This is a genomic window from Streptomyces niger (assembly GCF_000718305.1).
GTDB classification, from domain to species: Bacteria; Actinomycetota; Actinomycetes; order Streptomycetales; family Streptomycetaceae; genus Streptomyces; species Streptomyces niger.
On sequence record NZ_JOFQ01000012.1, the window covers coordinates 108,619 to 131,529 of the forward strand.

20 protein-coding genes are annotated in these 22,911 nt (G+C 71.4%); 14 read left to right on the plus strand and 6 right to left on the minus strand.

The features are described 5' to 3' along the window. Positions 1–231 precede the first annotated feature (231 nt). Together IF20_RS23580 and ctaF are read left to right on the plus strand one after the other, a co-directional pair. On the plus strand, positions 232–1,749 hold the full coding sequence (locus tag IF20_RS23580) for a cbb3-type cytochrome c oxidase subunit I (protein ID WP_456113439.1): 1,518 nt from the start codon (positions 232–234) through the stop codon (positions 1,747–1,749). Continuing rightward, positions 1,746–2,129, plus strand: coding sequence for an aa3-type cytochrome oxidase subunit IV (gene ctaF, locus IF20_RS23585; RefSeq protein ID WP_052867275.1), 384 nt, complete (start codon positions 1,746–1,748; stop codon positions 2,127–2,129). Before IF20_RS23580 ends, ctaF begins: the two co-directional genes overlap by 4 nt. Here the strand turns inward: ctaF and qcrB are convergent. Together qcrB and IF20_RS23595 are read right to left on the minus strand one after the other, a co-directional pair. Further along, positions 2,116–3,786 carry a cytochrome bc1 complex cytochrome b subunit gene (qcrB, locus tag IF20_RS23590; RefSeq protein WP_052867276.1) on the minus strand — a complete coding sequence of 557 codons (1,671 nt, stop codon included), beginning with the start codon at positions 3,784–3,786 and terminating at the stop codon, positions 2,116–2,118. The two genes, ctaF and qcrB, sit on opposite strands and share 14 nt — an antisense overlap. A gap of 183 nt (positions 3,787–3,969) precedes the next feature. Further along, positions 3,970–4,296 carry a DUF6479 family protein gene (locus tag IF20_RS23595; RefSeq protein WP_052867277.1) on the minus strand — a complete coding sequence of 109 codons (327 nt, stop codon included), beginning with the start codon at positions 4,294–4,296 and terminating at the stop codon, positions 3,970–3,972. A gap of 368 nt (positions 4,297–4,664) precedes the next feature. Here IF20_RS23595 and IF20_RS23600 point away from each other — a divergent pair, with 368 nt between their 5' ends. From IF20_RS23600 to IF20_RS38100, 4 genes are read left to right on the plus strand one after another with little or no spacing between them, the layout of a single operon-like run. Next, positions 4,665–5,453, plus strand: coding sequence for a SigB/SigF/SigG family RNA polymerase sigma factor (locus IF20_RS23600; protein ID WP_052867278.1), 789 nt, complete (start codon positions 4,665–4,667; stop codon positions 5,451–5,453). Between the two features lie 55 nt (positions 5,454–5,508). After that, positions 5,509–6,522, plus strand: a complete 1,014-nt coding sequence (locus IF20_RS23605) for an iron-containing redox enzyme family protein (RefSeq protein WP_052867279.1) — start codon at positions 5,509–5,511, stop codon at positions 6,520–6,522. A 51-nt stretch (positions 6,523–6,573) separates the two neighbouring features. Continuing rightward, positions 6,574–7,227, plus strand: a complete 654-nt coding sequence (locus IF20_RS23610; protein ID WP_052867280.1) for a HemK2/MTQ2 family protein methyltransferase — start codon at positions 6,574–6,576, stop codon at positions 7,225–7,227. Beyond that, a complete protein-coding gene (locus tag IF20_RS38100; protein ID WP_052867281.1) occupies positions 7,208–7,450 on the plus strand; it encodes a CDGSH iron-sulfur domain-containing protein in 243 nt (80 codons plus the stop codon). The genes IF20_RS23610 and IF20_RS38100 overlap by 20 nt, the downstream gene beginning before the upstream one ends. Positions 7,451–7,524: 74 nt before the next feature. On the opposite strand, the gene IF20_RS23620 is transcribed toward IF20_RS38100, so the two are convergent. Then, positions 7,525–9,621 (minus strand): catalase, encoded by a 2,097-nt coding sequence (locus IF20_RS23620; RefSeq protein WP_052867282.1) that lies wholly within the window; start codon positions 9,619–9,621, stop codon positions 7,525–7,527. A 352-nt stretch (positions 9,622–9,973) separates the two neighbouring features. Between IF20_RS23620 and IF20_RS23625 the strand changes: the two genes are divergently transcribed. From IF20_RS23625 to IF20_RS23640, 4 genes are all read left to right on the plus strand, one after another. After that, a complete protein-coding gene (locus IF20_RS23625) occupies positions 9,974–11,110 on the plus strand; it encodes a baeRF2 domain-containing protein (protein ID WP_052867283.1) in 1,137 nt (378 codons plus the stop codon). Between the two features lie 459 nt (positions 11,111–11,569). Next, positions 11,570–12,592: an SDR family oxidoreductase gene (locus IF20_RS23630; protein ID WP_052867284.1), complete on the plus strand. Its 1,023-nt coding sequence runs from the start codon at positions 11,570–11,572 to the stop codon at positions 12,590–12,592. Then, positions 12,592–13,548, plus strand: coding sequence for an LLM class F420-dependent oxidoreductase (locus IF20_RS23635; protein WP_052867285.1), 957 nt, complete (start codon positions 12,592–12,594; stop codon positions 13,546–13,548). Before IF20_RS23630 ends, IF20_RS23635 begins: the two co-directional genes overlap by 1 nt. Before the next feature lie 220 nt (positions 13,549–13,768). Further along, positions 13,769–14,113, plus strand: a complete 345-nt coding sequence (locus IF20_RS23640; RefSeq protein WP_199896716.1) for an STAS domain-containing protein — start codon at positions 13,769–13,771, stop codon at positions 14,111–14,113. Positions 14,114–14,236: 123 nt separating this feature from the next. Here IF20_RS23640 and IF20_RS23645 read toward each other — a convergent pair whose 3' ends face one another. Next, on the minus strand, positions 14,237–15,109 hold the full coding sequence (locus tag IF20_RS23645) for a polysaccharide deacetylase family protein (RefSeq protein ID WP_052867287.1): 873 nt from the start codon (positions 15,107–15,109) through the stop codon (positions 14,237–14,239). Between the two features lie 291 nt (positions 15,110–15,400). Between IF20_RS23645 and IF20_RS23650 the strand changes: the two genes are divergently transcribed. The 4 genes from IF20_RS23650 to IF20_RS23665 all read left to right on the plus strand — a co-directional run bounded on the left by IF20_RS23650 (position 15,401) and on the right by IF20_RS23665 (position 20,310). Further along, positions 15,401–17,026 (plus strand): putative glycoside hydrolase, encoded by a 1,626-nt coding sequence (locus tag IF20_RS23650; protein ID WP_234426789.1) that lies wholly within the window; start codon positions 15,401–15,403, stop codon positions 17,024–17,026. A gap of 391 nt (positions 17,027–17,417) precedes the next feature. Continuing rightward, a complete protein-coding gene (locus IF20_RS23655) occupies positions 17,418–18,500 on the plus strand; it encodes a FecCD family ABC transporter permease (RefSeq protein ID WP_052867405.1) in 1,083 nt (360 codons plus the stop codon). Next, the gene (locus IF20_RS23660; protein WP_052867288.1) at positions 18,500–19,309 is read left to right on the plus strand and encodes an ABC transporter ATP-binding protein; all 810 of its coding nucleotides are present in this window, start codon (positions 18,500–18,502) and stop codon (positions 19,307–19,309) included. Before IF20_RS23655 ends, IF20_RS23660 begins: the two co-directional genes overlap by 1 nt. Further along, complete coding sequence (locus IF20_RS23665) at positions 19,300–20,310, plus strand: ABC transporter substrate-binding protein (protein ID WP_052867289.1); 1,011 nt, start codon at positions 19,300–19,302, stop codon at positions 20,308–20,310. Before IF20_RS23660 ends, IF20_RS23665 begins: the two co-directional genes overlap by 10 nt. Before the next feature lie 103 nt (positions 20,311–20,413). Here the strand turns inward: IF20_RS23665 and uriT are convergent, their stop codons facing one another. Next, positions 20,414–21,856: a uridine transporter UriT gene (gene uriT / locus IF20_RS23670; protein WP_052867290.1), complete on the minus strand. Its 1,443-nt coding sequence runs from the start codon at positions 21,854–21,856 to the stop codon at positions 20,414–20,416. Next, on the minus strand, positions 21,853–22,839 hold the full coding sequence (gene uriH / locus IF20_RS23675) for a uridine-preferring nucleoside hydrolase UriH (protein WP_052867291.1): 987 nt from the start codon (positions 22,837–22,839) through the stop codon (positions 21,853–21,855). Before uriH ends, uriT begins: the two co-directional genes overlap by 4 nt. Positions 22,840–22,911: the final 72 nt, after the last annotated feature.

A 22,911-nucleotide genomic window follows, 5' to 3' on the forward strand; every position in this document is an offset into this window, starting at 1 on the left:
GGGGGTGGACGAGGCGCGTGGTGCGCAGGGCAATTCTTGCGGCGTACGAGGACGCAGCGAAACCCCGCCTCGCGATCATTGCGTGACCAAGAGATGGTGATGACCTGTCCGTGGGCCGAACGATGCGTGCTCCTTCCGGGTGGCGGCCGGGCGCCGGGCGCTGCGGACCGCGGGAAACGCCGTCGGTGGTGACAGGGTGACGGGGACGGACCGGTCGGACGGAGGCAATCGGTGGTCCACGTTGAGCGGCAGGCGCGCGCGGCGGCCGCCGCGACGCGCCGCATCGAGTCCGGCAGCCGGCTCCGCACCTGGCTGACCACCACCGACCACAAGGTCATCGGCAACCTCTACCTCGTGACGGCCTTCGCGTTCTTCCTGTTCGCGGGGGTGCTGGCCATGCTGATGCGGACCGAACTGGCCCGCCCCGGGCTGCAACTGGTCACCAACGAGCAGTACAACCAGCTGTTCACCATCCACGGCACGATCATGATGCTGCTCTTCGCGACCCCGATGTTCGCCGGGTTCGCCAACGCGGTCATGCCGCTGCAGATCGGCGCCCCGGACGTCGCCTTCCCCCGGTTGAACGCGCTCACCTACTGGCTGTTCCTCTTCGGCGGCCTGATGATGGTCGCCGGCTTCCTGACGCCCGGCGGCGCCGCGTCCTTCGGCTGGTTCGCGTACGCGCCGCTCAACGGGGCCGTGCGCACGCCGGGGGAGGGCGGCGACCTGTGGGCGATGGGGCTGATCCTCTCCGGGCTCAGCACGACGCTGGGCTCGGTGAACTTCATCGCGACCATCATGTGCCTGCGCGCGCCCGGCATGACGATGTTCCGGATGCCGATCTTCACCTGGAACGTGCTGTTCACCTCGATCCTCGCGCTGCTGGCCTTCCCGGTCCTCACGGCCGCGCTCTTCGCGCTGCTCGCCGACCGGAAGTTCGGGGCGCACGTCTTCGACGCGGCGAACGGCGGGGCGATCCTCTGGCAGCACCTGTTCTGGTTCTTCGGGCACCCCGAGGTCTACATCGTCGCGCTGCCGTTCTTCGGGGTGATCACCGAGATCGTGCCGGTCTTCAGCCGCAAACCCGTCTTCGGCTACGTCGGCATGGTCGGCGCGACCATCGCCATCACGATGCTCTCCGCGACCGTCTGGGCGCACCACATGTTCGCCACCGGCATGGTGCTGCTGCCGTTCTTCTCGCTGATGTCGTTCCTCATCGCGGCGCCCACCGGGGTGAAGTTCTTCAACTGGATCGGCACGATGTGGCGCGGCAGCCTCTCCTTCGAGACGCCGATGCTGTGGGCCGGCGGCTTTCTGGTGACGTTCCTGCTCGGCGGGCTCAGCGGGGTGCTGATCGCCTCGCCGCCGCTGGACTTCCACGTCACCGACACCTACTTCATCGTCGCCCACCTGCACTACGTCCTCTTCGGGACGGTGGTCTTCGCGATGTTCGGCGGCTTCTACTTCTGGTGGCCCAAGCTGACCGGCCGGATGCTCGACGAACGGCTCGGGAAGATCCACTTCTGGACGCTGTTCGTCGGCTTCCAGACCACCTTCCTCGTCCAGCACTGGCTCGGCGAGATCGGCATGCCCCGGCGGTACGCCGACTACCTCGCCGCCGACGGCTTCACCCTGCTCAACACCGTCTCCTCGATCGGCGCCTTCCTGCTGGGCCTGTCCACGCTGCCGGCCGGCGAGCACGGCGCGCAGGAACCGACCCCCGACCCGCACGGAGAGCCGAGCGCATGAAGATCGAGGCCTACCTGTTCGGCGGCGTCGCGGTGTTCTTCCTCGTCGTCGACGTCGTCTACGCCCTGCTCGCGCTGGAGCCGGCCGGCGTCGCGGCGCTGACGGTGTCCTGCCTGATGGCCGCCCTGGTGTCGCTCTTCTGCACGATGAACCACCGGCGCCGGGGCGCCCGGCCGGAGGACGACAAGCGGGCGGAGATCCGGGAGCGCGCCGGGCGGCTGGCCTTCTTCCCGCCGAAGAGCGGGTTCCCGCCGCTGACCGCGCTGGGCGCCGCGGTGGCGGGGCTGGGCATCGTCTACGGCCTGTGGCTCTTCCTCATCGGCTGCGGCCTGCTGGTGGCCGGCGCCTTCGGGCTGGTCTTCGAGTTCAACGACCGGTAGCGCGGTCCGGCCCCGCGGTCCGCTCGCCGATCTCCCGCCGCTGCTCGGGGGTGACCGGCAGCGGCACGTGATCGCGGTGGTACCAGCCGCTCAGCGCGATCCGCAGCCGCTGCCCGCGCACGGTGCGGCCGTCCGCCGGTGCCGGCAGCGGTGCGGGGACGTCGCGCACGAGGATGCGGTACGTGCGGTCGGCGGAGATGCCGGTGCGGCCCTCGCTCAGCTCGCCGTAGACGTTCTGGACCACGTCGCCGGTCTCCTCGCCCTCGGTGAGCAGCTCGCGGTCGGCCGCCTGGAGGGCCAGGCAGAGGCGCTTGGTGAGGCAGAAGGCGAGGACCGGTGCCAGGACGAGGGCGACGCGCAGCACCCAGGTGAGCGCGTCGACCGAGATCCGGAAGCTGTAGGCGATCACGTCGTTGCCGCCGGCCAGCAGCAGGACCGCGTAGAAGACGACGGCGGCCACGCCCAGCGCGGTGCGGGTGGGGCGGTTCCGGGGCCGGTCGCACAGATGGTGTTCGGTACGGTCGCCGGTCACCCAGCGTTCGAAGAAGTGGTACAGGTACAGCGCGAAAAAGAGCAGTCCGGGGAGTACCAGGGTGGGAATGAGGACGTTCCACATGATGGTGTGCCCCCAGAGGTTCGTCTCGAAAGGCGGCATGAGGCGCAGGCCGCCCTCCAGAAATCCCACGTACCAGTCCGGCTGGGCATCGGTGGCCACCTGGTCCGGGCGGTACGGTCCGTAATCCCAAACCGGATTGATCTGGGCCACGGAGGCGAGTCCGGTCAGTACGCCGAAAACCATCAGGAAGAGGCCGGTGGACTTCGCGATGAACTGCGGGAACATCGGCTGCCCGACCACGTTCCGATTCGTGTGTCCGCGAGCGTTCCAGTGCGTGTGTTTGAGGACGACCACAAGGATCAGATGCAGGGCGACCAGCGCCAGGATGATGCCCGGGATGAGCAGGATGTGCAGCACGTAGAGGCGCGGAACGATGTCCGTCCCCGGAAACGGTCCGCCCCACAGGAAGAAATTCAGATAGGTGCCGGCGAGGGGAATGGAGGTGACGATTGCGTTGGCGGTGCGCAGCCCCGTTCCGGACAGTGAATCGTCCGGGAGGGAGTAGCCCGCGAAACCCTCCAGCATCGCCAGCATGAACAGCGTCACGCCGACCATCCAGTTCACCTCGCGGGGCCGCCGGAACGCCCCGGTGAAAAAGACGCGGAGCAGATGGATGCCGACCGCGGCGACGAACACCAGTGACGACCAGTGATGAATCTGCCGGATCAGCAGTCCGCCGCGTACGTCGAAACTGATGTCGAGCGTCGAGGCGTACGCCTGGGACATCCGGGTGCCGTCGAGCGGAAGGTGGCGGCCGTGGTAAACGGTCTCCGCCATGCTCGGCTCGAAGAACAGCGTGAGATAGGTGCCGGTCAGGACGAGCACTAGAAAGCTGTAGAGCGCGAGCTCTCCGAGCAGGAACGACCAGTGGTCGGGAAAGGCCTTGCGGAGCAGCGCCCGGGCCCCGGAGACGAGCGGAAGCCGCTGCTCAAGGGCGGTGAAAGCGGCGACGGCCGCCCCGTCGGCCCGGTTCGCCGGCCGGGCCCTCCGCCGTCGGAACACCTGCACCGAACTCCCTCCGGGCCCGTGGGCCGACCGCATCGTGCCTTGTCGGCATCTGTGACCGGTCGGGCGCCGGAGCAATCCGCAAAGGGCGCGCCGTGCCGCTTTCCGGAGAGGGTATTCAGCCGTTCGGCGGAGCGGGCGGGCATGGCTGTGAGCGGCCGGTCACGTTCTCCGCGAGCGACCGCTCAGCGGCGGGTGGCTCCACCGCGCCCCGTGGCGTCAGCCGTTACCGAAGGAGCCGCTGTGGCCTTCCTGCCATTTCGGGGGGTCGTCGTCGGACGGGCGGGTACCGCGGGTCTGGTCGAACTCGTACGGCATCCGGCGGTGGCCGTCGGCGGTGACCTCGTCACCTGTCCGCATTCCTGTTTCGTAACCCAGCGGATTGGGTGTGGTCGGCGCGGACGGCGAGGATTGCCGGCGCTTGCGCCGCAGGCCGTATCCCACGGCACCGATGAGAAGGAGCACGACGACGAGGCCCGCGACGAACGGACCGATGCCGACGAGCAGGTCACGGTTGGGAGCCGCCAAGGACTCGTAGCTGGTCATATCGGCCGGGTACCCGCGGGAACCGGAACCGACACGTGTCACACATTTGGACCAGCGCGTATTTTCCGGGCCGGGATCGGGCGTACGCAGGGTGGTACCTGCGCGGCGCTCTTCGCTCGACTGCGGAGAGCGGACGCGCAAAGCCGTGTCCGCGTGCGCGGGGCGGTGAAGTGAGAAAATGTGGACAGCGGACCGAGGGTTCGCCGCCGGGCGGTCCCGGGCTGTTCGGGTACCTGGCCGATGGTTTCGGAAACGAGTGTTTCAGTCGGAAAGTAAAATCTTTTCGACGGTCGGGGCACGGGCGGTCATTGCACGTTCGTTCACGGCGATTCCGCCGGTGCCGGAATCCCGACCGGAAGGGAAGAGCCATGGCCGCCTCCACCGCGCTCCGCCGCCATCCGGATGCCCCGGACACCGACGCCGCATTCCTCCGCCTGGCGACTCTTCCCGACGGCCCGGCCAGGAAGCGGCTGCGCGAGGAGATCGTCTGCGGCTGGCTGCCGATGGCCAATCGGCTCGCCCGCCGCTACAGCGGGCGCGGCGAGACGGAGGAGGACCTGCGGCAGGTCGCCGCGGTCGGCCTGCTCAAGGCCGTCGACCGGTTCGACGCCGCCTCGGGCACGCCCTTCCCGGCGTACGCGATCCCCACCATCCTCGGCGAGTTGCGGCGGCACTTCCGGGACGACCTGTGGGCCGTCCACGTACCCCGCCGGACCCAGGAGCTGCGGGCCACCGTCCACCAGGCCCGCGAACAGCTGGAATTCCGCAACGGCTCCGCCGCCCTCACCATCGGCGACCTGGCCGAGCACACCGGCCTGTCCGAGGAGGACGTGGTGCTGGGACTGGAGGCACAGGGGGCGTACACCGCGCTCTCCCTGGAATGCCCCATGAGCACGGATGCGGGCCACTCCTTCCACCTCGCCGACTTCCTGGGTGACGAGGACCCGGAGCTGGAGCTGGTCGAGGAGCGGCTGTGCGCGGCGCCCGTGCTGCGGGCCCTGCCGCAGCGCGAGCGGATCATCCTCTACCTGCGGTTCTTCCGGGACATGACCCAGAGCCAGATCGCCGAGGAGATCGGCATCTCGCAGATGCACGTCTCCCGCATCCTGCAGCGCTGCTGCCGCCTGGTGCGGGTCGAAGTGACACCGCGGGCTTGAGGGGCACTCGGCGGCGGTGAGAGGTACCGACCACGTTCAGGGGTGGAGCACAGCGATGAGCGACGAGCCGACCGGACCGATGCTGCCGCAGGACCGGGGGCCGGTCTCGGCAGCCATGATCGGCGCGCTGCGGGACGGCGGCCCGCCGGCCGTGGGCGAAGCGGCCGCCACGGCGGACCCGTACGGCGACGACCTGCAGCTGGCGCTGTACGTGGCGTACGAGCTGCACTACCGCGGCTTCGCGGGCGTGGACCCGGCGCGCGAGTGGGACCCGGAACTGCTGCGGGTGCGTGCCGTGCTGGAGCGGCGTTTCCTCGACGCGCTGCGCGCCGACGCCACCGCGCACGAGAGCGCGACGGCCGCGTTGGACGACCTGCTCGTCGAGCCGGTCGGCGGGGACGGCGTCCCGCACGTCCTGGAGCGCTCCGGCACCCGCTCCCAGCTGCGCGAATACGCTGCCCAGCGGTCCCTGTACCACTTGAAGGAGGCCGATCCGCACGCCTGGGTGCTGCCCAGGCTGTGGGGGCGGGCCAAGGCGGGCATGGCGGCGGTGGAGTTCGACGAGTTCGGCGGCGGGCGTGCCGAGCGGGTGCACGCGCAGCTCTTCGCCGACCTGATGGCGGACCTCGGCCTGGACACCACGTACGGGCGCTACGTCGAAGCGGCCGGCGCGGAAATGCTGGCCGTGGTCAACCTGATGTCGCTCTTCGGGCTGCACCGGGCGCTGCGCGGGGCGCTGGTCGGGCACTTCGCCGCGGTGGAGGTGACCTCCTCGCCCGCCTCCCGCCGGCTGGCCGGGGCGATGCGGCGGGCCGGCGCGGGCCCGGCGGCGGAGTTCTTCTACGACGAGCACGTCGAGGCCGACGCGGTGCACGAGCAGGTCGTGCGGCACGAGGTGGTCGACGGGCTGCTGGCGGTCGAGCCGCACCTGGAGCGGGACGTGGCCTTCGGGATCGACGCCACCGGCTTCCTGGACGACCGCTTCGGCGAGCGGCTCCTGAGCGCCTGGCAGGCGGGGGAGTCGTCCCTGCGCAGGGCCATCGAGCTGGACCTCGTGCGCGTGCCGTGACGCCTCCGGTGCCGCACCGTTGAAAGTGAATTATCCGGGTACTCCCTTTTTGTGCCTTTGATAACACTTCCCGGGGTCTACGCCCCGCAGGACGACACGGCCCTGCTGGCCGAGACGTTGCGCCGTGAGCCGCTGGAGCCGGGTGCGCGGGTGCTGGACATCGGCACCGGCACCGGCGCCCTGGCACTCGCCGCCGCCCGGCGCGGCGGCGAGGTCACCGCCGTCGACATCTCTCGGCGCGCGGTCCTGGCGGCCCGTATCAACGCCCGGCTCGCGGGGCTGCCCGTACGCGTGGTGCGCGGCAATCTCCTCGCCCCCGTGGCCGGCCGCTCCTACGAGCTGCTCCTCACCAATCCGCCGTACGTGCCGGCGCCCGCCGCGGTGCTGCCCCGGCGCGGCAGCGCGCGGGCCTGGGACGCCGGCAACGACGGGCGGCTGCTGCTGGACCGGATCTGCCGGGACGCGCCGGGGCTGCTGGCGCCCGGGGGAGTGCTGCTCATGGTGCATTCGGCGCTCAGCGGCACCGAACCGACACTGCGGATGCTGCGCGCCGCCGGGCTGGCGGCCGTGGTGGTCGAGCACCGCTACGTACCCTTCGGGCCCGTGCTGCGGTCCCGGCAGGGCTGGCTGCACAGCCAGGGCCTGATGGCGCCGGACGACGAGAAGGAAGAGCTGGTGGTGATCCGTGCCGAACGAAGCGCCTGACCCCACGGCGGACGTCCGCGAGCGCCCCGCGGCCGACGACGTCCGCCGTATCTATTTGCAGAAGGACGGCCCGATGCTGGTGGAGGGCCCGGTGGAGGTGCAACTGGAGGACGGCGGTGTGGCCACCTCCGACCGCTTCCGCGTGGCCCTGTGCACGTGCCGGCGCAGCCGCCGCTACCCGTGGTGCGACACCAGCCACCGGCGACGCCGGCGGGACCGGTAGCCGGCCGAGGCGGGCGACGGGAAGGGCGGGCGGTCCGTGGACCGCCCGCCCTTCCGCACGTCGCCGCGGTGCGCTCAGCGGCGCAGCGGCGGCCGGTTCCGGTGCCGGTGGGCGCCCACCGCGTCGATGAAGGCCTGCGCGAACTGCTCGCTGGCCGGGCCGATCGGGTGGTGCGTGACGACGCCCTCGTCGGAGACGGTGTGCTCGTGCTCGTCGGCGGTCCGCAGCCGGGCCGGCTCCAGCAGCTTCAACACGTCGATGCCGGTGCCCAGCGCGGCGATGGCCTTGCCGTGCCGGTAGGCGTCCCGGACGAACTTCAGCACCGCCGGGTCCTGCGCCGTACGCGGCACGGAGGCGGGGTCACCGGGGAGCACCACCGCGTCGTAGAGGACCGAGGCGACGGTCGGCAGCGCACGGTCCACCGGGTGGGTGACGCCGTCGGAGCCGGTGAACTCGCCGTCGTGCGGCGCGAGCACCTCGACGTTCGCGCCCTGCGCCGTGAGCGCCGAGCGGATCGTGTCGACCTGGTCGGCGTCCACGCCGTCCGAGACGAGCACCGCGATCTGGCGGGTCGCGATCGAGCCGTCGCCGCGGTTGTTCTCGAAGCTGAGCGCGGGGGACGGGGTCACGTCCGGGGTGTCGTAGCGCTCCGGCGGGGCCACCCCGATGCCCTCGGCGACCGCGACGGCGAGCGTGTGGTCGACCCGGGAGAGCTGGTCGACGGTGCGCGCCCGGACGTCCTTGGACTGCACCTTGCCCAGCTCGAAGCGGAACGCCTCGATGATGTGCTGCTGCTCCCACTCGGCCATCGACCGCCAGAACATCGCGGCCTGGCTGTAGTGGTTCTGGAAGCTGTCACTACGCCGGCGGATCTTGTGGCCGTCGACCCGCTCGGTCAGGTGCCGGAAGGCGGACTCGTCGGCGCCGGCCATCGCCGGGCAGCCGCCGCCCAGGGTGTTCTTGGTGTAGCTGGTCTTGCCGCGGTGGATCTCGCCCTGGTGGTAGCCGTCCCGCTGGTTGTTGCGGACCGGCGCGACCGGACGGTTGACCGGGATCTGCGCGAAGTTCGGGCCGCCGAGCCGGATCAGCTGGGTGTCCAGGTAGGAGAAGTTCCGGGCCTGGAGCAGCGGGTCGTTGGTGAAGTCGATACCGGGAACCACGTTCGCCGTGTGGAAGGCGACCTGCTCGGTCTCGGCGAAGAAATTGTCGGGGTTGCGGTCGAGGACCATCCGGCCGATCGGCTGGACCGGCACCTGCTCCTCCGGAATGATCTTCGTGGCGTCGAGCAGGTCGAAGTCGAAGTTGTGCTCGTCCTCCTCCGGCACCAGCTGCACCCCGAGCTCCCACTCCGGGTAGTCGCCGGCCTCGATGCAGTCCCACAGGTCGCGGCGGTTGAAGTCCGGGTCGCGGCCCATCGTCTCCTGCGCCTCGTCCCACACCAGCGAGTGCACGCCGAGCTTGGGCTTCCAGTGGAACTTCACGAAGGTGCCGCGGCCCTGCGCGTTCACGAACCGGAAGGTGTGGACGCCGAAGCCCTGCATCATGCGGTAGCTGCGCGGGATCGCGCGGTCCGACATCAGCCACATGATCGTGTGCAGCGTCTCGGGCTGGAGCGAGACGAAGTCCCACAGCGTGTCGTGCGCGGAGGCGCCGGTGGGCATCTCGTTGTCCGGCTCCATCTTCACCGCGTGCACGAAGTCGGGGAACTTGATGCCGTCCTGGATGAAGAAGACCGGGAAGTTGTTGCCGACCAGGTCGTAATTGCCCTCGGACGTGTAGAACTTGGTCGCGAAGCCGCGGACGTCACGCACCGTGTCGGCCGAGCCGCGCGGCCCCTGGACGGTGGAGAAGCGGACGAACACCGGCGTCCGCACGCTCGGGTCCTGCAGGAAGGCGGCACTGGTGAACTCCGCGCAGGACCGGTACGGCTGGAAGTAGCCGTACGCGCCCGAGCCGCGCGCGTGGACCACCCGCTCCGGGATCCGTTCATGGTCGAAGCGGGTGAGCTTCTCCCGGAAGTGGAAGTCCTCCATCAGCGTGGGCCCGCGCTCGCCCGCCTGGAGCGAGTCGTCGGTGTGGTCGACCGGCACGCCCTGGTCGGTGGTCAGTGGGCCGTCACTCAGGTCGTGCGCGTAGTACCGCTCCCGTTGCTCCTGTTTCTTGTCCGCCATCTCTGGAGGCTCCTTCCCGCTCCGCGCCGTGCCGGAGTCGCCGACGGGGGCGCCTGGGCATGTGTCTCGGCTCGCCAGGTAACCGCTGCGCGAGGTGCGGAAACCTCACTGGACCAGAAGGCCGAGCCTCGGTAACCAGGAGATTCCGCACCTCAGGCGGGTACGCGGTGACGCGTCGGGCGGATGACGTGCGGCGAAGACGAACTGCATGAATAGTGGCAATCAGGGCACCCCGAAGAGTGATGCACCCACCGCAGCGACGACACCTTCGGAGCGCGGAACCCGTCGGCCCGCGCGGCCCGCCTTCCCGGTTCCGTACCTGGTGAACGCCCCATTCCGAGGAGGATGCGCCATGCGACTCTCGCTCCTGCAACCGATCGTCGAACGACCCGGCCCGTGGGCGTCCGTCTATGCCGACGTCAGTCACGACACGGAGGACGCGGCCAAGCAGCAGGAGCTGTCGGCGCGCGACGCGGCCGACCGGCTGTCGGCCCTCGGCGCCGACGATGCCACCTGCCGCGCCGTACACGATTGCCTGACCTCGCTCCGCCGCCCCGGCCAATCGCTCGCCCACTCGGGCCGCGCGATCTTCGCCACCGGCGGCGAGGTCGTCCTGGACACCCCGCTGGCCGGACCGCCCGTCACCCGCGACGTCACCTGGTCCCCGGTGCCCCGGCTGGCCCCCCTGCTGGACGCGCTGGGCGAGAACCCGGTGTGCCTCGTGGTGTACGTGGACCGGACCGGCGCCGACTTCGAGCTGCGCAGCGACACGGCGCGGAGCGACGCCGGGCAGGTCAGCGGCGACGACTACCCGGTGCACCGGACCGCCACCGGCGACTGGTCCGAGCGCCACTTCCAGCTCAAGGTCGAGAACACCTGGGAGCAGAACGCCGGCGAGATCGCCGACGCCGTCGCCCAGGCCTTCGAGCACTCCGGCGCCGAGCTGATCCTGCTGGCCGGCGACGCCCGCGAGCGCCGCTCCGTGCACGACCGGCTGCCCGAGCAGCTGCGCGCCGTGGCGTACGAGAGCGAGCACGGCGGCCGGGCCCGGGGCGCCGACAGCACCCGGCTGGAACGCGACATCGCCCAGGTGCGCGCCGGCCTCGAACTGGACCACACATCGGACATCATCCAGCGCTTCCAGGCCGGCAGCGGGCGCAGCAACGGCGAGTCCGACGTCGCCGCCGGGGTCCCGAACCTCATCGAGGCCGCCCGCGAGCACCGCATCGACACGCTGCTCATCAGCCCCGACGGCGGGGACGCCGGCCGCGAGGTGTGGGTCGGTCCCGGCCCCGACCAGCTGGCCGTGCGCGGCTCGGAGATGCAGTACCTCGGCGAGGTGCACCCGGCGCCGGCCCGCGCCGACGACGCGCTGCTGCGGGCCGCCGTGGCAGGCGGCGCGCAGGCCGTGATGCTGCACCACACCGACGAGGAGCCGCCCGGCGGCCTCGGTGCCCTGCTGCGCTGGTCCACGCCGGTGACCCACTGACCGGACCGGTTCCGCGGCCGGGTGTTAGCGGCCGGATCCCGCGGGCACCCGTGGAACGCCGGCGGGTCGGCGGGCAGGCGCACTGCCCCCGCCCCCGCCCTGGCGCGACGGCCGCCCGCAGAAGCTGGAGGATCCGTGACCACGCCGCAACCGCCGGGACGCCCCGGCCCCACCCCGCCCGACCCGGTCCCCCCGACGCCGGGCCCGGGACCGGGCTCGCCCGGACCGGAGCCCGGCCCCGCGCCCGGGCCGATGCCGGGGCCGGGACCCGATCCGGTGCCCCCGGCGCCGGGCCCGGGGCCCGAGCCGGACCCGGTACCGCCGAGCCCGACGCCCCCGACGCCGGGCCCGGAGCCCGGCCCCGCGCCCGACCCGCTACCGCCCCCGCACACCCCGGAGGAGTCCGGGCCGGCCGGCTGACGCTCCGTTCGCCGGTACCCGGCGAGGAGGAGAACGCAGATGTCCCAGGGCCAGACCGTCGTCGTCACCGGGGCGAGCGCGGGCGTCGGCCGCGCGGTCGCCCGTGAATTCGCCCGCCGGGGCGCACGCGTCGGGCTGCTGGCGCGCGGGCAGGCCGGGCTGGAGGCCGCCGCCCGAGAGGTGGCGGCGGCCGGCGGCCGGGCCCTGGCGGTACCCACCGATGTCGCCGACCCGGCGCAGGTGGAGGCCGCCGCCGACGCTGTCGAGGCGGAGCTCGGCCCCATCGACGTCTGGGTCAACTGCGCCTTCGCCGGGGTCTTCGCGCCCTTCACCGAGGTGCGTCCGGAGGAGTTCAAGCGGGTCACGGAGGTGACGTACCTGGGCTTCGTGCACGGTACGCAGACGGCGCTGGCCCGGATGAAGCCGCGGGACGCGGGCACCATCGTGCAGGCCGGGTCCGCGCTGGGGGAGCGGTCCATCCCGCTGCAGTCCGCGTACTGCGGGGCCAAGCACGCGATCCTCGGCTTCACGTCCTCGGTGCGCACCGAGCTGATGCACGACAAGAGCAACGTACGGATCACGGTCGTCCAGCTGCCCGCCCTCAACACCCCGCAGTTCTCCTGGGTGCTCTCCCGGCTGCCGCGCCGTCCGCAGCCGGTCCCGCCCATCTACCAGCCGGAGGTCGCCGCGCGCGGCATCGTGCACGCCGCCGGCCACCCCCGCCGCAGGCAGTACTGCGTGGGCGGCTCCACCCTGGCCACGGTGCTCGCCAACCGGTTCGTCCCCGGCCTGCTGGACCGCTACCTGGCACGTACGGGTTACGACTCGCAGCAGACGGACGAGGAGTCCCGGCCGCCGAGCCCGGACAACCTCTGGAAGCCGGTCGACAGCGCGGACGGCCGGGATCACGGTGCCCACGGCTCCTTCGGCGACGCGTCGCACGGACGCTCCGCGCAGCTGTGGGCCACCGAGCACGCCCGCCCCCTGATCGCCGCGGCGACGGCCGGTGCGCTGGCCGGTGCCGGGATCGTGCGGCGGGCCAGGAATTCAAGGAGCTTGTGATGACGGAATTCGGCTACTTCCTCTCCTGCGAGGAACACGACCCGCGCAATCTGGTGGAACAGGCACGTATGGCGGAGCAGGCCGGGTTCACCTCGTTGTGGATCTCCGACCATTTCCATCCCTGGAATGACGAACAGGGCCAGTCGCCCTTCGTCTGGTCGGTGATCGGCGCGCTCGCCGAGGCCACGTCCCTGCCGGTCGAGACCGCCGTGACCTGCCCGACCAAGCGGCTGCATCCGGTGGTCACGGCGCAGGCGGCGGCCACCAGCGCGGTCCTGCTGGACGGCCGGTTCCGGCTCGGCGTGGGCAGCGGCGAGGCGCTCAACGAACAAGTCGTGGGCGGCGAATGGCCGCAGACCTCGGTCCGGCTGGAAATGCTGGAAGAGGCGATACAGGTGATGCGCTCGCTCTTCGAGGGCAAGGAAGTCAGTCACCACGGGAAGCACTACACCGTGCAGAACGCGCGGCTCTACACCGTTCCCGAAGAACCGGTGCAGATCGATGTCTCCGGCTTCGGGCCGACCGCCACGGAACTGGCCGCCCGGATCGGCGACGGATTCATCACCGTCGCACCGGACGCGGACGCCATCGAGCGGTTCCGGCGGGGTGGCGGCGGTGGCAAACCGGTGCACGGCGGCCTCAAGGTCTGCTGGGCAACAGACAAGGAAGAAGCCATCGACACCGCGCACCGACTGTGGGCCAACGAGCAACTGCCGGGCGAACTGGGCCAGGTACTGCCGACTCCGCGCCATTTCGAGCAGGCCTCGACCCTGGTCACCCGCGAGCAGGTGGCCTCCGCCGTGACCTGCGGTGACGACGTGGACGCACATGTCGCGGCGGTCAGTGAGTACGCGAACGCCGGATTCGACACCGTCTACGTGAACCAGATCGGGCAGGACCAGCGGGGATTCTTCGACTTCTATCGCACAAAGGTATTGCCCCAGCTGAAGGACTGAACCGGCCGGCGCTCGGGAAGAAAACAGTGGGGCGAATCCGCATCGAATGCCGTGTGGCGGCGGGCCCTGCGGTGGCGGGGTATCGACCCGCCGCCCTACCGTGGAATTCCCCCGAGCAGAGTGACCGGATATCCGAACGGCACATCAATGCTGCGGACCACGTGTGGGCATATGCATTCCCGCCGGCGCGGCGCGCCGGCCCGGCCGTTCAGGAGCAGTGATGTCCAGTCCTCCCCTGTCTCCCTGGTGCAGTCAGTCGAGTGGCGGGGCCGTCGTGCTCCGCCCGCCGGAGTTCGACTGCGCCCGCGTCGTCCAGACCCGTGAGGAGATGCTCATCCTCCTCAACCGCGGCGCGGCGAGCCTCCTGGTGGACCTCGCCGCCTGCTCCCGGGTGTGTGCCTGCTGCGGGGTGCCGGCGCTGGTCAGGGTCTTCCGGCGGGCCCGGGCGCTGGGCACCGCGTTCCACGTCATCGCGCCGCGGAACGCACAGGCCCGGCGGGCGCTGGACGACGCGCAGCGGGTGAGCCGGGAGCCGTTCCCGCTGGTGTCCACGAGCGAGGCGTAGCGACCCGGGGACCGCGCGGTGCCGGACCGTGCGGTGTTCGACCGCGCGGTGCCGGACCGTGCAATGGGGCGCGTGCGATGTCGTGCGCGCCCCATTGTGCTGCTGTCCGCCCCGGTAGCCCGGTCAGTACGGCCGGGCCCGCTCCTTGAACTCCTTCGCGGGCCGGTCCGAGGACGACTTCGGATAGGAGACCCGGTCCGGATCGCCGTCCGAGGTGTACCGCTTCACCCCACCGTCACGCAGCTCGTCCAACCAGTGCGAGGAACCGAATGCGGCGTCCTGCCCGTGCGCGCCGGTCGACCTGATCCGCGGTATGCCGACCGGGTCGAAGGAGGTGGCGTACGGCGAGGGGGCCGGCCCCGCACCCACGAGGTAGGCACCGGCGTACGCGTACTTCACGCCGTCCGCCGCGCCCTTCAGATCCAGCTCCGGTGGGTTCGGCTGGACACCGAACGGCAGGGCCAGCGAGGTGACCTTCGCGCCGGGCACGCTCTTGGTGACGACCTGCTGGCCGGCGGCTATCTGGTGCTGCGCCTGCCCGGCGGAGCCGTCCCGCAGGTTGGCGTGGTCCAGGGTGTGGTTGCCGACCTCGAAACCGTGACCGTGCAGCCAGCGCAGCGCCTTCTTCGTGCCGGTGGCGGGGAACGCGTCGCCGTTCACGAAGAGGGTGGCGGTCGGCGTGAAACCCGGATGGCGCCCGGCCACATCACGCAGAATGCCGACCGCGGAGTCCGGCTTCGGCTCGCCGTCCTTGCCGAGCGCGAACTGGCTGTCGGTGGAGTCGTCGAAGGTGAGGACGACGGGGTGCCGCCCGGCCGGTATGTCGATCTTTCCCGTGCTGTACGCGCCCGCGGTGACCGGGACGTAGTCCTCTTCGGCCAGCCGCTCCAGCTCCGCGCGGAGCTCCGACGGCTTGCGGTCGTAGGGGCTGGACGGATCCTTGACCATCTGGTGGTACATCAGGACCGGTACCGCGCCGAGCTCATTGGCGTGCACCGAGGCGGGGGACTTCGAATGCGAGGGGTGTTCGGGCCGTGCCGAGGGGGCATCCTGCCGACCACCGGTGGTTTTCGGAGCCGGGTGTTCCGGCGGTGGCGCGCCACCACGGGACCCGGCACAGGAGACGGCTGAAGCGGCCAGCGTCAGCAGGGAGAGGACGACGAGGCCGGGTCGGCGGAGGGGGACGGGACGACGGCTACGGAGATGCACCAGACCTCCTGAAAGGGACGTGTGCCTATGCGGCTCAACTGGAAGAAGCTTTTCCGCAACACCTCGGACAACACTTCCGTGTCCGCTTCATCGACTTCTTCTGCTTCCGCGGATTCCTCCCGTGGCCGCGCCGCGCGCAGACCGCTCGTCATCCTGCTGGCCGGGGTACTGGCCATGGTCCTGGTCGTCGGCGGCGTGCTCCTCGTACGGCAGCACAGCGGCGTCGACTTTCAGCTGGCCGGCGCGTCCGCCGGCGGCGTGGTGAACGCCGACGTCGGCAAGCACGGGGTGGAGGTGACGGCGCCGGACGGGGAGTCGCTGCACGGCGCGGAAGTCACCGTGGACGGCAAGCGGATGCCGGTGCGGTCGACGGGCCGTCACCTGACGGTGGGTCTGAGCGGCCTGCGCGACGGCACGCACGAGCTGAAGGTGGCCTCCGAAGGATCCATGTTCGGCGGCTCCGAACTCACCCGCCGGCTGACGGTCGACACCACACCGCCGAAACTCACGGTCGCCGACACCGAGGGCCGCAGCCTGCGCGGCCCGGTCACGGTCAAGGGCCGAGCGCAGGACGCCACCGAGGTGACCGTCGCGGGCCGGAAGGCGCACGTGGCGAAGGACGGCACGTTCACCGTGACCCTTCCGCGGCCGCCGGCCGAGGCCACGGCCGTGGCCACCGACGAGGCCGGGAACACCGCGCGGGCGGACGCGGTGATCACCGTCCGCCGGCCCGAGCTGCGCGCGGTGCACGTCAGCGGCCAGGCCTGGGCCTCCGACCAGCTGCGCAAGCCGGTGCTGAAGCTGCTGAAGGAGCACAAACTGAACGCGGTCCAGCTCGACATCAAGGACGAGCTGGGCGAGATCGGCTACGACTCCAAGGTGCCGCTGGCCAAGAAGATCGGCGCCGCCAAGGGCTACTACGACGCCAAGAAGGCCATCAAGGAGATCCACGCGGCGGGCGGCTCGGTCGTCGGCCGCATCGTCGCCTTCCGCGACCCGATCCTGGCCTCCGCCTCCTGGAAGGACGGCCACCGCGACCGCGTCGTCCAAACCCCCGACGGCGGCCCGTACGGCGGCGGCTCCAAATACGGCTCGCTGTCCTTCACCAACTTCGCCGACAAGGAGGTCCGCCAGTACCACCTCGACCTCGCCACCGAGGCCGCGAAGCTCGGCTTCGACGACATCCTCTACGACTACATCCGCCGCCCGGACGGCAAGATCAGCACGATGTCCTTCCCCGGCCTCGGCAAGACCTCGCCGGAGGACTCGATAGCGCACCTGGTCGCGCAGACCCGCACGGTCGCCCGCGAACACGGCGCCTTCCTCGGCGTCTCGGTCTTCGGCGTCGCGGTCACCCGCCCGAAGGAGATCGCCCAGGACATCGGCAAGCTCGCCGAGCAGACCGACTACATCGCGCCGATGGTCTACCCCTCGCACTGGGCCGCCGGTGAGTACGGCGTCTCCGACCCCAACTCCCACCCCTACCCCATCACCAAGAAGTCCCTCGCCGACTTCGTGAAGAAGACCCGCCACACCGACGCGCAGATCGTCCCCTGGCTCCAGGACTTCTCCCTCGGCGTCTCCTACGGCGACGCCGAAGTGGCCGCCCAGATCCGCGCCGCGGCGGACGACGGCATCCACTCCTTCCTCCTCTGGAACCCGGCGGTCCGCTACCACGGCGGAGCACTGAAACCGATGGAGTGACCGCGAGGCACTGGAACCGGAGCACCGACCCGCGGGACCGGCCCGGGCTCCCCGCGCACCACGCGGGGGCCCGGGCCGCTGCACATCCCGGCCCCGGCCCCCGACCTGCCCGTCTTGTCCGCTGTTAGGCTGCCGGTGTGTCCCGTGGGGGAAGTCCGGTGAGAGTCCGGCGCTGACCCGCAACGGTGTGCGCGAGGGCGCGGCACGGTCCCGTGACGGGGGTCGTGCGGGGTGTTCGCGTGAGTCCGATGACCCGCGGGGTGGCACATTCCCGACTGCTCGCCGCGGACTGCGAGAGGGATGACGCGACGGGGCCCGGTCGGCACCTGGAGCGCGGCCCCCTGTGCGTACGGACGCGGCCCGAGGTGAAGGACGCCCGCCCGTGCCCGCCATATCCACCGCCCCGGCACCCGCCGCGGCCGGACCGCCCGCGCTTCGCCGCCTCCCGGTGCCCGCCTCCGCCGCCGTGTGCGCCGTTCTGCTGCTGGGCTCCCTCGTGTGCGGCGTCGGCCTCGGCTCGGCCGGGGTGTCGTGGGGCGAGACGCTGCACTTCCTGACCGCCGGGCTGACGGGCGGGACGATACGGAGCGACGAGGTCGCCGCCTACACGATCGTCTGGGAGATCCGGCTGCCCCGCGCCGTCCTCGCCGCGGTGGTCGGCGCGGGGCTCGCCTCGGTCGGCGTGGCCGTGCAGGCCATGGTGCGCAACGCGCTCGCCGACCCCTTCGTGCTCGGCGTCTCCTCCGGCGCCGCGGTCGGCGCCAACGCCGTCCTGCTGCTCGGCGCGTTCGCCGCGCTGGGCGTATGGGCGCTGTCCGTCTCCGCGTTCGTCTCGGCCCTGGCCGCGATGGTGCTCGTCTACCTGGCGGCCCGCACCGCGTACGGGCTGACGCCGCTGCGACTGGTGCTGTCCGGCACCGCCCTGTCGTACGGCTTCTCCGCGCTCACCACGCTGATGGTCTTCCGCGCCGAGCGCGGCGAGGCGGCCAGGTCCGCGATGATGTGGCTGCTCGGCAGCCTGGGCGGCGCGACCTGGGGATCGGTGCCGCTCGCCGCGGTCACCGTGCTCGCCGGGACGGTGTACCTCGGTACTCGGGCCGGGCAGCTCAACGCGCTCGCGATGGGCGACGAGACCGCCGCCGCCCTCGGCGTGCGCGCGGGCCGGCTGCGCACCGAACTGTTCGTGGTCACCGCCGCCGTCACCGCCGCGGTCGTCGCGGTCTCCGGCGCGATCGGGTTCGTCGGCCTGATGGTGCCGCACGTCGTACGGATGCTGGTCGGCGCCGACCACCGGCGGGTGCTGGTCCTCGCGCCACTCGCCGGGGCCGTGCTGCTGGTCTGGGCGGACATCGTCTCCCGGCTGCTGCTGGCGCCCGCCGAGATCCCGGTCGGCGTGGTCACCGCCGTGCTCGGCGTGCCATGCTTCCTGCTGCTCATGCGGCGCGGCGGCTACGCGTTCGGGGGTGGCCGCTGATGCGCGTCGACGTCGAAGGGGTGACGGTCGAGCTCGCGGGCAGCCGGATCGTCGAGGACATCACGGTGCGCGCCGACGCCGGGCAGGTCGTGGGCGTGGTCGGGCCCAACGGCAGCGGCAAGTCCACGCTGCTGCGCTGCGTCTACCGGGCCCTGCGCCCCACCGCGGGCACGGTCCGGCTGGACGGCGACGACCTGCACGCGATGGACGCACGGGCTGCCGCGCGCCGGCTGGCCGCGCTGCCCCAGGAGTCCGCCGCCGAATTCGACTTCACCGCGGCCGAGGTGGTGGCGATGGGCCGACTGCCGCACCACCGCGGCGGCCCGTTCGCCGGCCGCCCGTCCGGGGACGCCGCGCTGTGCGCCGACGCGCTGGACCGGGTCGGCGCCGGGCACCTCGCGGGGCGCGGCTTCCGCTCGCTCTCCGGCGGCGAGAAGCAGCGCGTACTGATCGCCCGGGCCCTCGCCCAGCAGCCGCGGGTCCTCGTCCTCGACGAGCCCACCAACCACCTGGACATCTCCCACCAGCTGGACGTGCTGTCCCTGGTACGCGACAGCGGCCTGACGGTGCTCGCCGCGCTGCACGACCTGAACCTCGCCGCGAGCCACTGCGACCTGCTGTACGTGCTCGACGGCGGCCGCGTCGCCGCCGCCGGCCCGCCGCACGACGTCCTGCGACCACGGCTGCTGGCCGAGGTGTTCGGCGTCCGGGCGCACCGCGTCACGCACCCGGTCACCGGCGCCGTCCAACTGCTCTTCGACCGCATCGACCCCACCGAACTCCCCGACCAGGAGCCCGCATGTCCGTGACCCGTATCCGCCCGGCGGCGGCCCTCGCCGGCACCCTCTGCCTCGTCCTCGCGCTCACCGGCTGCGGGGCGCGCGTCGCCGCCCCGTCCGGGGACGGCAAGGCCACCGGACAGCACCCCGTCACCATCGAGAACTGCGGGAAGAAGGTCACCTACGACAAGGTGCCCGAGCGGGTGGTCACCAACGACGTCGGCATCACCGAGATCATGTTCGCGCTGGGTCTTGAGGACCGGATGGCCGGCTACGTCATGCCGGACGACAAGGGCGACCTGGACCACGTGCCCTGGAAGGGCGCGTACAAGAAGACGAAGTGGCTGTCCAAGGGGGCCATCACCAAGGAGATGGCCGTCGACGCCCACGCCGACCTGGTGTTCGCGGGCTGGGGCTACGGCTTCGGCGAGAACGGGGCCACCCCGGCGTCCCTGAAGAAGTTCGGCATCGACTCCTACGTCCTCACCGAGTCCTGCCGCAACGGCCACGGCTCGGCGCGCGGCGTCATGCCGCCGCTGGACGCCCTCTACACGGACCTCGACCGGCTCGGAAAGCTGTTCGGCGTGCAGGACCGGGCCCGGGAGCTGATCGCGGACTTCAAGAGCCGGGTCGCGGACGTACGGAAGAAGGCGCCGAAGGGGGCCGCCCGGCCGAGCGTGTTCCTGTACGACAGCGGCCAGGACAAGCCGTTCACGGCGGGGCGGTACGCGGCGCCCGACGACATCATCGCCAAGGCGGGCGGCCGCAGCATCACCCACGACCTCGCGGACTCCTGGACGACCGTGGGCTGGGAGACCGTCGTCGAGCGGGACCCGGACGTCATCGTCATCAACGACTACGGAGACACCTCGGCCGCCCGCAAGAAGGACTTCCTGCTGCACTACAAGCCGCTGGCGAACGTCTCCGCGATCAAGCACAGGCGCATCATCACGCTGGACTACGCGGACCTGGTGGAAAGCCCCCGCAACCCGTCAGCGATCGAGCGCCTGGGCGCGTACCTGCGCCCATAAGGGGCGCGGGCCGTGCCGATACGCGGCTCCGCCGCAGGGGCGCGAGCGACCACGATGGTGGCGGGCCCGGGCAGTCCCCTGCACCCCTACGGCGCTGCGTCGGCTACCCGTCCGCCTCGGCGGACACCGGCTTGGGGATCAGGAAGGACGTCATGAACGCGAGAGCGATGACGACCACACCCGCGATCATCGCGGCCGTGTAGTCCGAGGTCGACCCAGGGTTCGCCGGAACGGCGGCCGTCTTCACCGCGTACAGGACCGCGAAGCTCAGCCCCGCACCCAGGTTGAACGCGCCCGCGTTCAGGCCGGGCAGGAAGCCCGGGTTCTCGCGCGGGGACAGGACGATGCCGAGCCCGTTGAGCACGATGTTGGCCACGCCCGCGTACGTGATGCCGACCAGGAGGGACAGCACCAGGAGCAGCACCCGCGAGAGGCTGCCGCTCGTGACGATGAGCAGCACGATCGCCACCACCGTGCCGACGAGCCCGAACCGCAGGATGCGGCCGTACCCGAAGGTCGCGGAGAGGCGGCCCGCCACCGGGCCCATCGCGAGGCCGGCGAGCGCGTACGGGGTGAGGGTCCACCACGCCGACGCCTCGGCCGACATGCCCAGGCCCGCGTGGGCGTCCTGCGCGAAGGCCGGGATCAGCCCGTTCATGACGGCGAAGACGCCGGTCATGGTGAGGACCGTGGTCAGCAGCAGGGCCCAGGTCGAGCGCTGCTTGAGGTGGTGGGTGGCGACCAGCGGGTGCCCGCTGCGGCCCTCCGTACGCCAGAACAGCGCGAAGGCGAGCGCGGCGACCACGGCGAGCACGGCGATCAGCGGCCAGTTCGCGGCGGCCAGCTTGCCGGCCTCGTTGAACGCGGTCAGCAGCGCGCCGACCGAGACGACGAGGAGGACGACGCCGGGCCAGTCCATCCGGCTCTTCACGGGCGCGGTGGACTCGCGGGTGAGGGTGGCCACCAGGACCGCGGCGACCGCCGCGACGACGGCCATGGCCCAGAAGACCGAGCCGAAGCCGTAGTGGTCGGCGAGGTAGCCGCCGGCGAGCGAGTCCACGCCGGCGATGCCGCCGTTGACCGCGGTGATCACGCCGAGCAGGGTGCCGTACTTCTTCGGCTCGGTGACCTCCACCCGCAGCATGATCAGGCAGAGCGGTACGGTCGGGCCGCTCACGCCCTGGATGACCCGGCCCACGAACAGCATCGGCACGCTCGTCGCGAACGCCGCGATGACGCAGCCGAGCACCATCAGGGCCATCATCCCGGCCAGTACCTTGCGGCGGCCGATGACGTCGCCCAGCCGCGGCAGGAACAGCGAGAAGAGCGCCGCCGAGGTGAAGAACGCGGTCTGGGTGAGACCGATCTCCGCCGAGGTGGCGTGCAGGCTGTCCTCGATGCTCTTCAGCGCGGGGCTCAGCATGGACGCGTTGAGCTGGAAGGCGAAGCACGCCGCCAGCAGCGCCGTGACCAGGACGCCGACCCGGACGCCGGGCCGCTCCGTCAGGCCGCCGGGGGGCGGTCCGGCCGTGGTGGACGCGTTCATGCGAGGACGTCCCCGGGCTTCTGCGGGTTCTCGCCGAGCAGCTCCGGATCGCCGATCCGCTCCAGCGCGTCCACGACGAGGTCCCAGAAGCGGCCGTGGTCCAGCTTGACCGCGACCTGCGTCTTGCAGTCGGCGGGCGCCGGGGCGCGGAAGTCCGTGACGGTCATGCCCTTGGTGAGGGTGCCGGTCAGCTCGATGTCCACGGGGGCGCGGCGCACGGTCATCACGTCCGGGTCGATCACGTACGCGACCGCGCACGGGTCGTGCACCGGCGGCGACTCGAAGCCCTGGTGGTCCCGGTAGGCGGTGCCGAAGAACTCCAGCAGCTCCTCGACGAACTTGCCGGGCTTGGTGCCCAGCGCGGCGATCCGCTCGGCGACCTCGGGGGTGGCGAGCGCCTGGTGGGTGAGGTCCAGGCCGACCATGGTGACCGGCCAGCCCGCGTTGAAGACGATGTGCGCGGCCTCGGGGTCGATGATGATGTTGAACTCGGCGACCGCGCTCCAGTTGCCCTCGTGGTAGCCGCCGCCCATCAGGACGACCTCGCGGACCCGCTCGACGATGCGCGGCTCCTTGCGGGCCGCCAGCGCGATGTTGGTCAGGCCCGCGGTCGGCACGATGGTGATCTCGCCCGGCTCGTGGGACATCACGGTGTCGATGATCAGGTCGACGGCGTGCCGCTCGTCCAGGACGCACGTCGGGTCCGGCAGCACGGGCCCGTCCAGGCCGGTCTCCCCGTGGATGTCGGGTGCGGTCTCGATGGTCCGTACGAGGGGACGCGGGCAGCCGGCCGCGAACGGCACGTCGGTGATGCCCGCGATGCGCGCCACGGACAGCGCGTTGCGGGTGACCTTCTCCAGCGTCTGGTTGCCGACGACGGTGGTCACGGCGACCAGCTCGATGTCGGGGTTGCCGTGGGCCAGCAGCATGGCGATCGCGTCGTCGTGCCCCGGGTCGCAGTCGAGGATGATCTTTCTGGCCAACGGATGAGCCCCTTTGCCCTGTTGAACGGTGGTGCGGTGACCCCGGAGGATGCGATGGGAAATCGTTCTCCG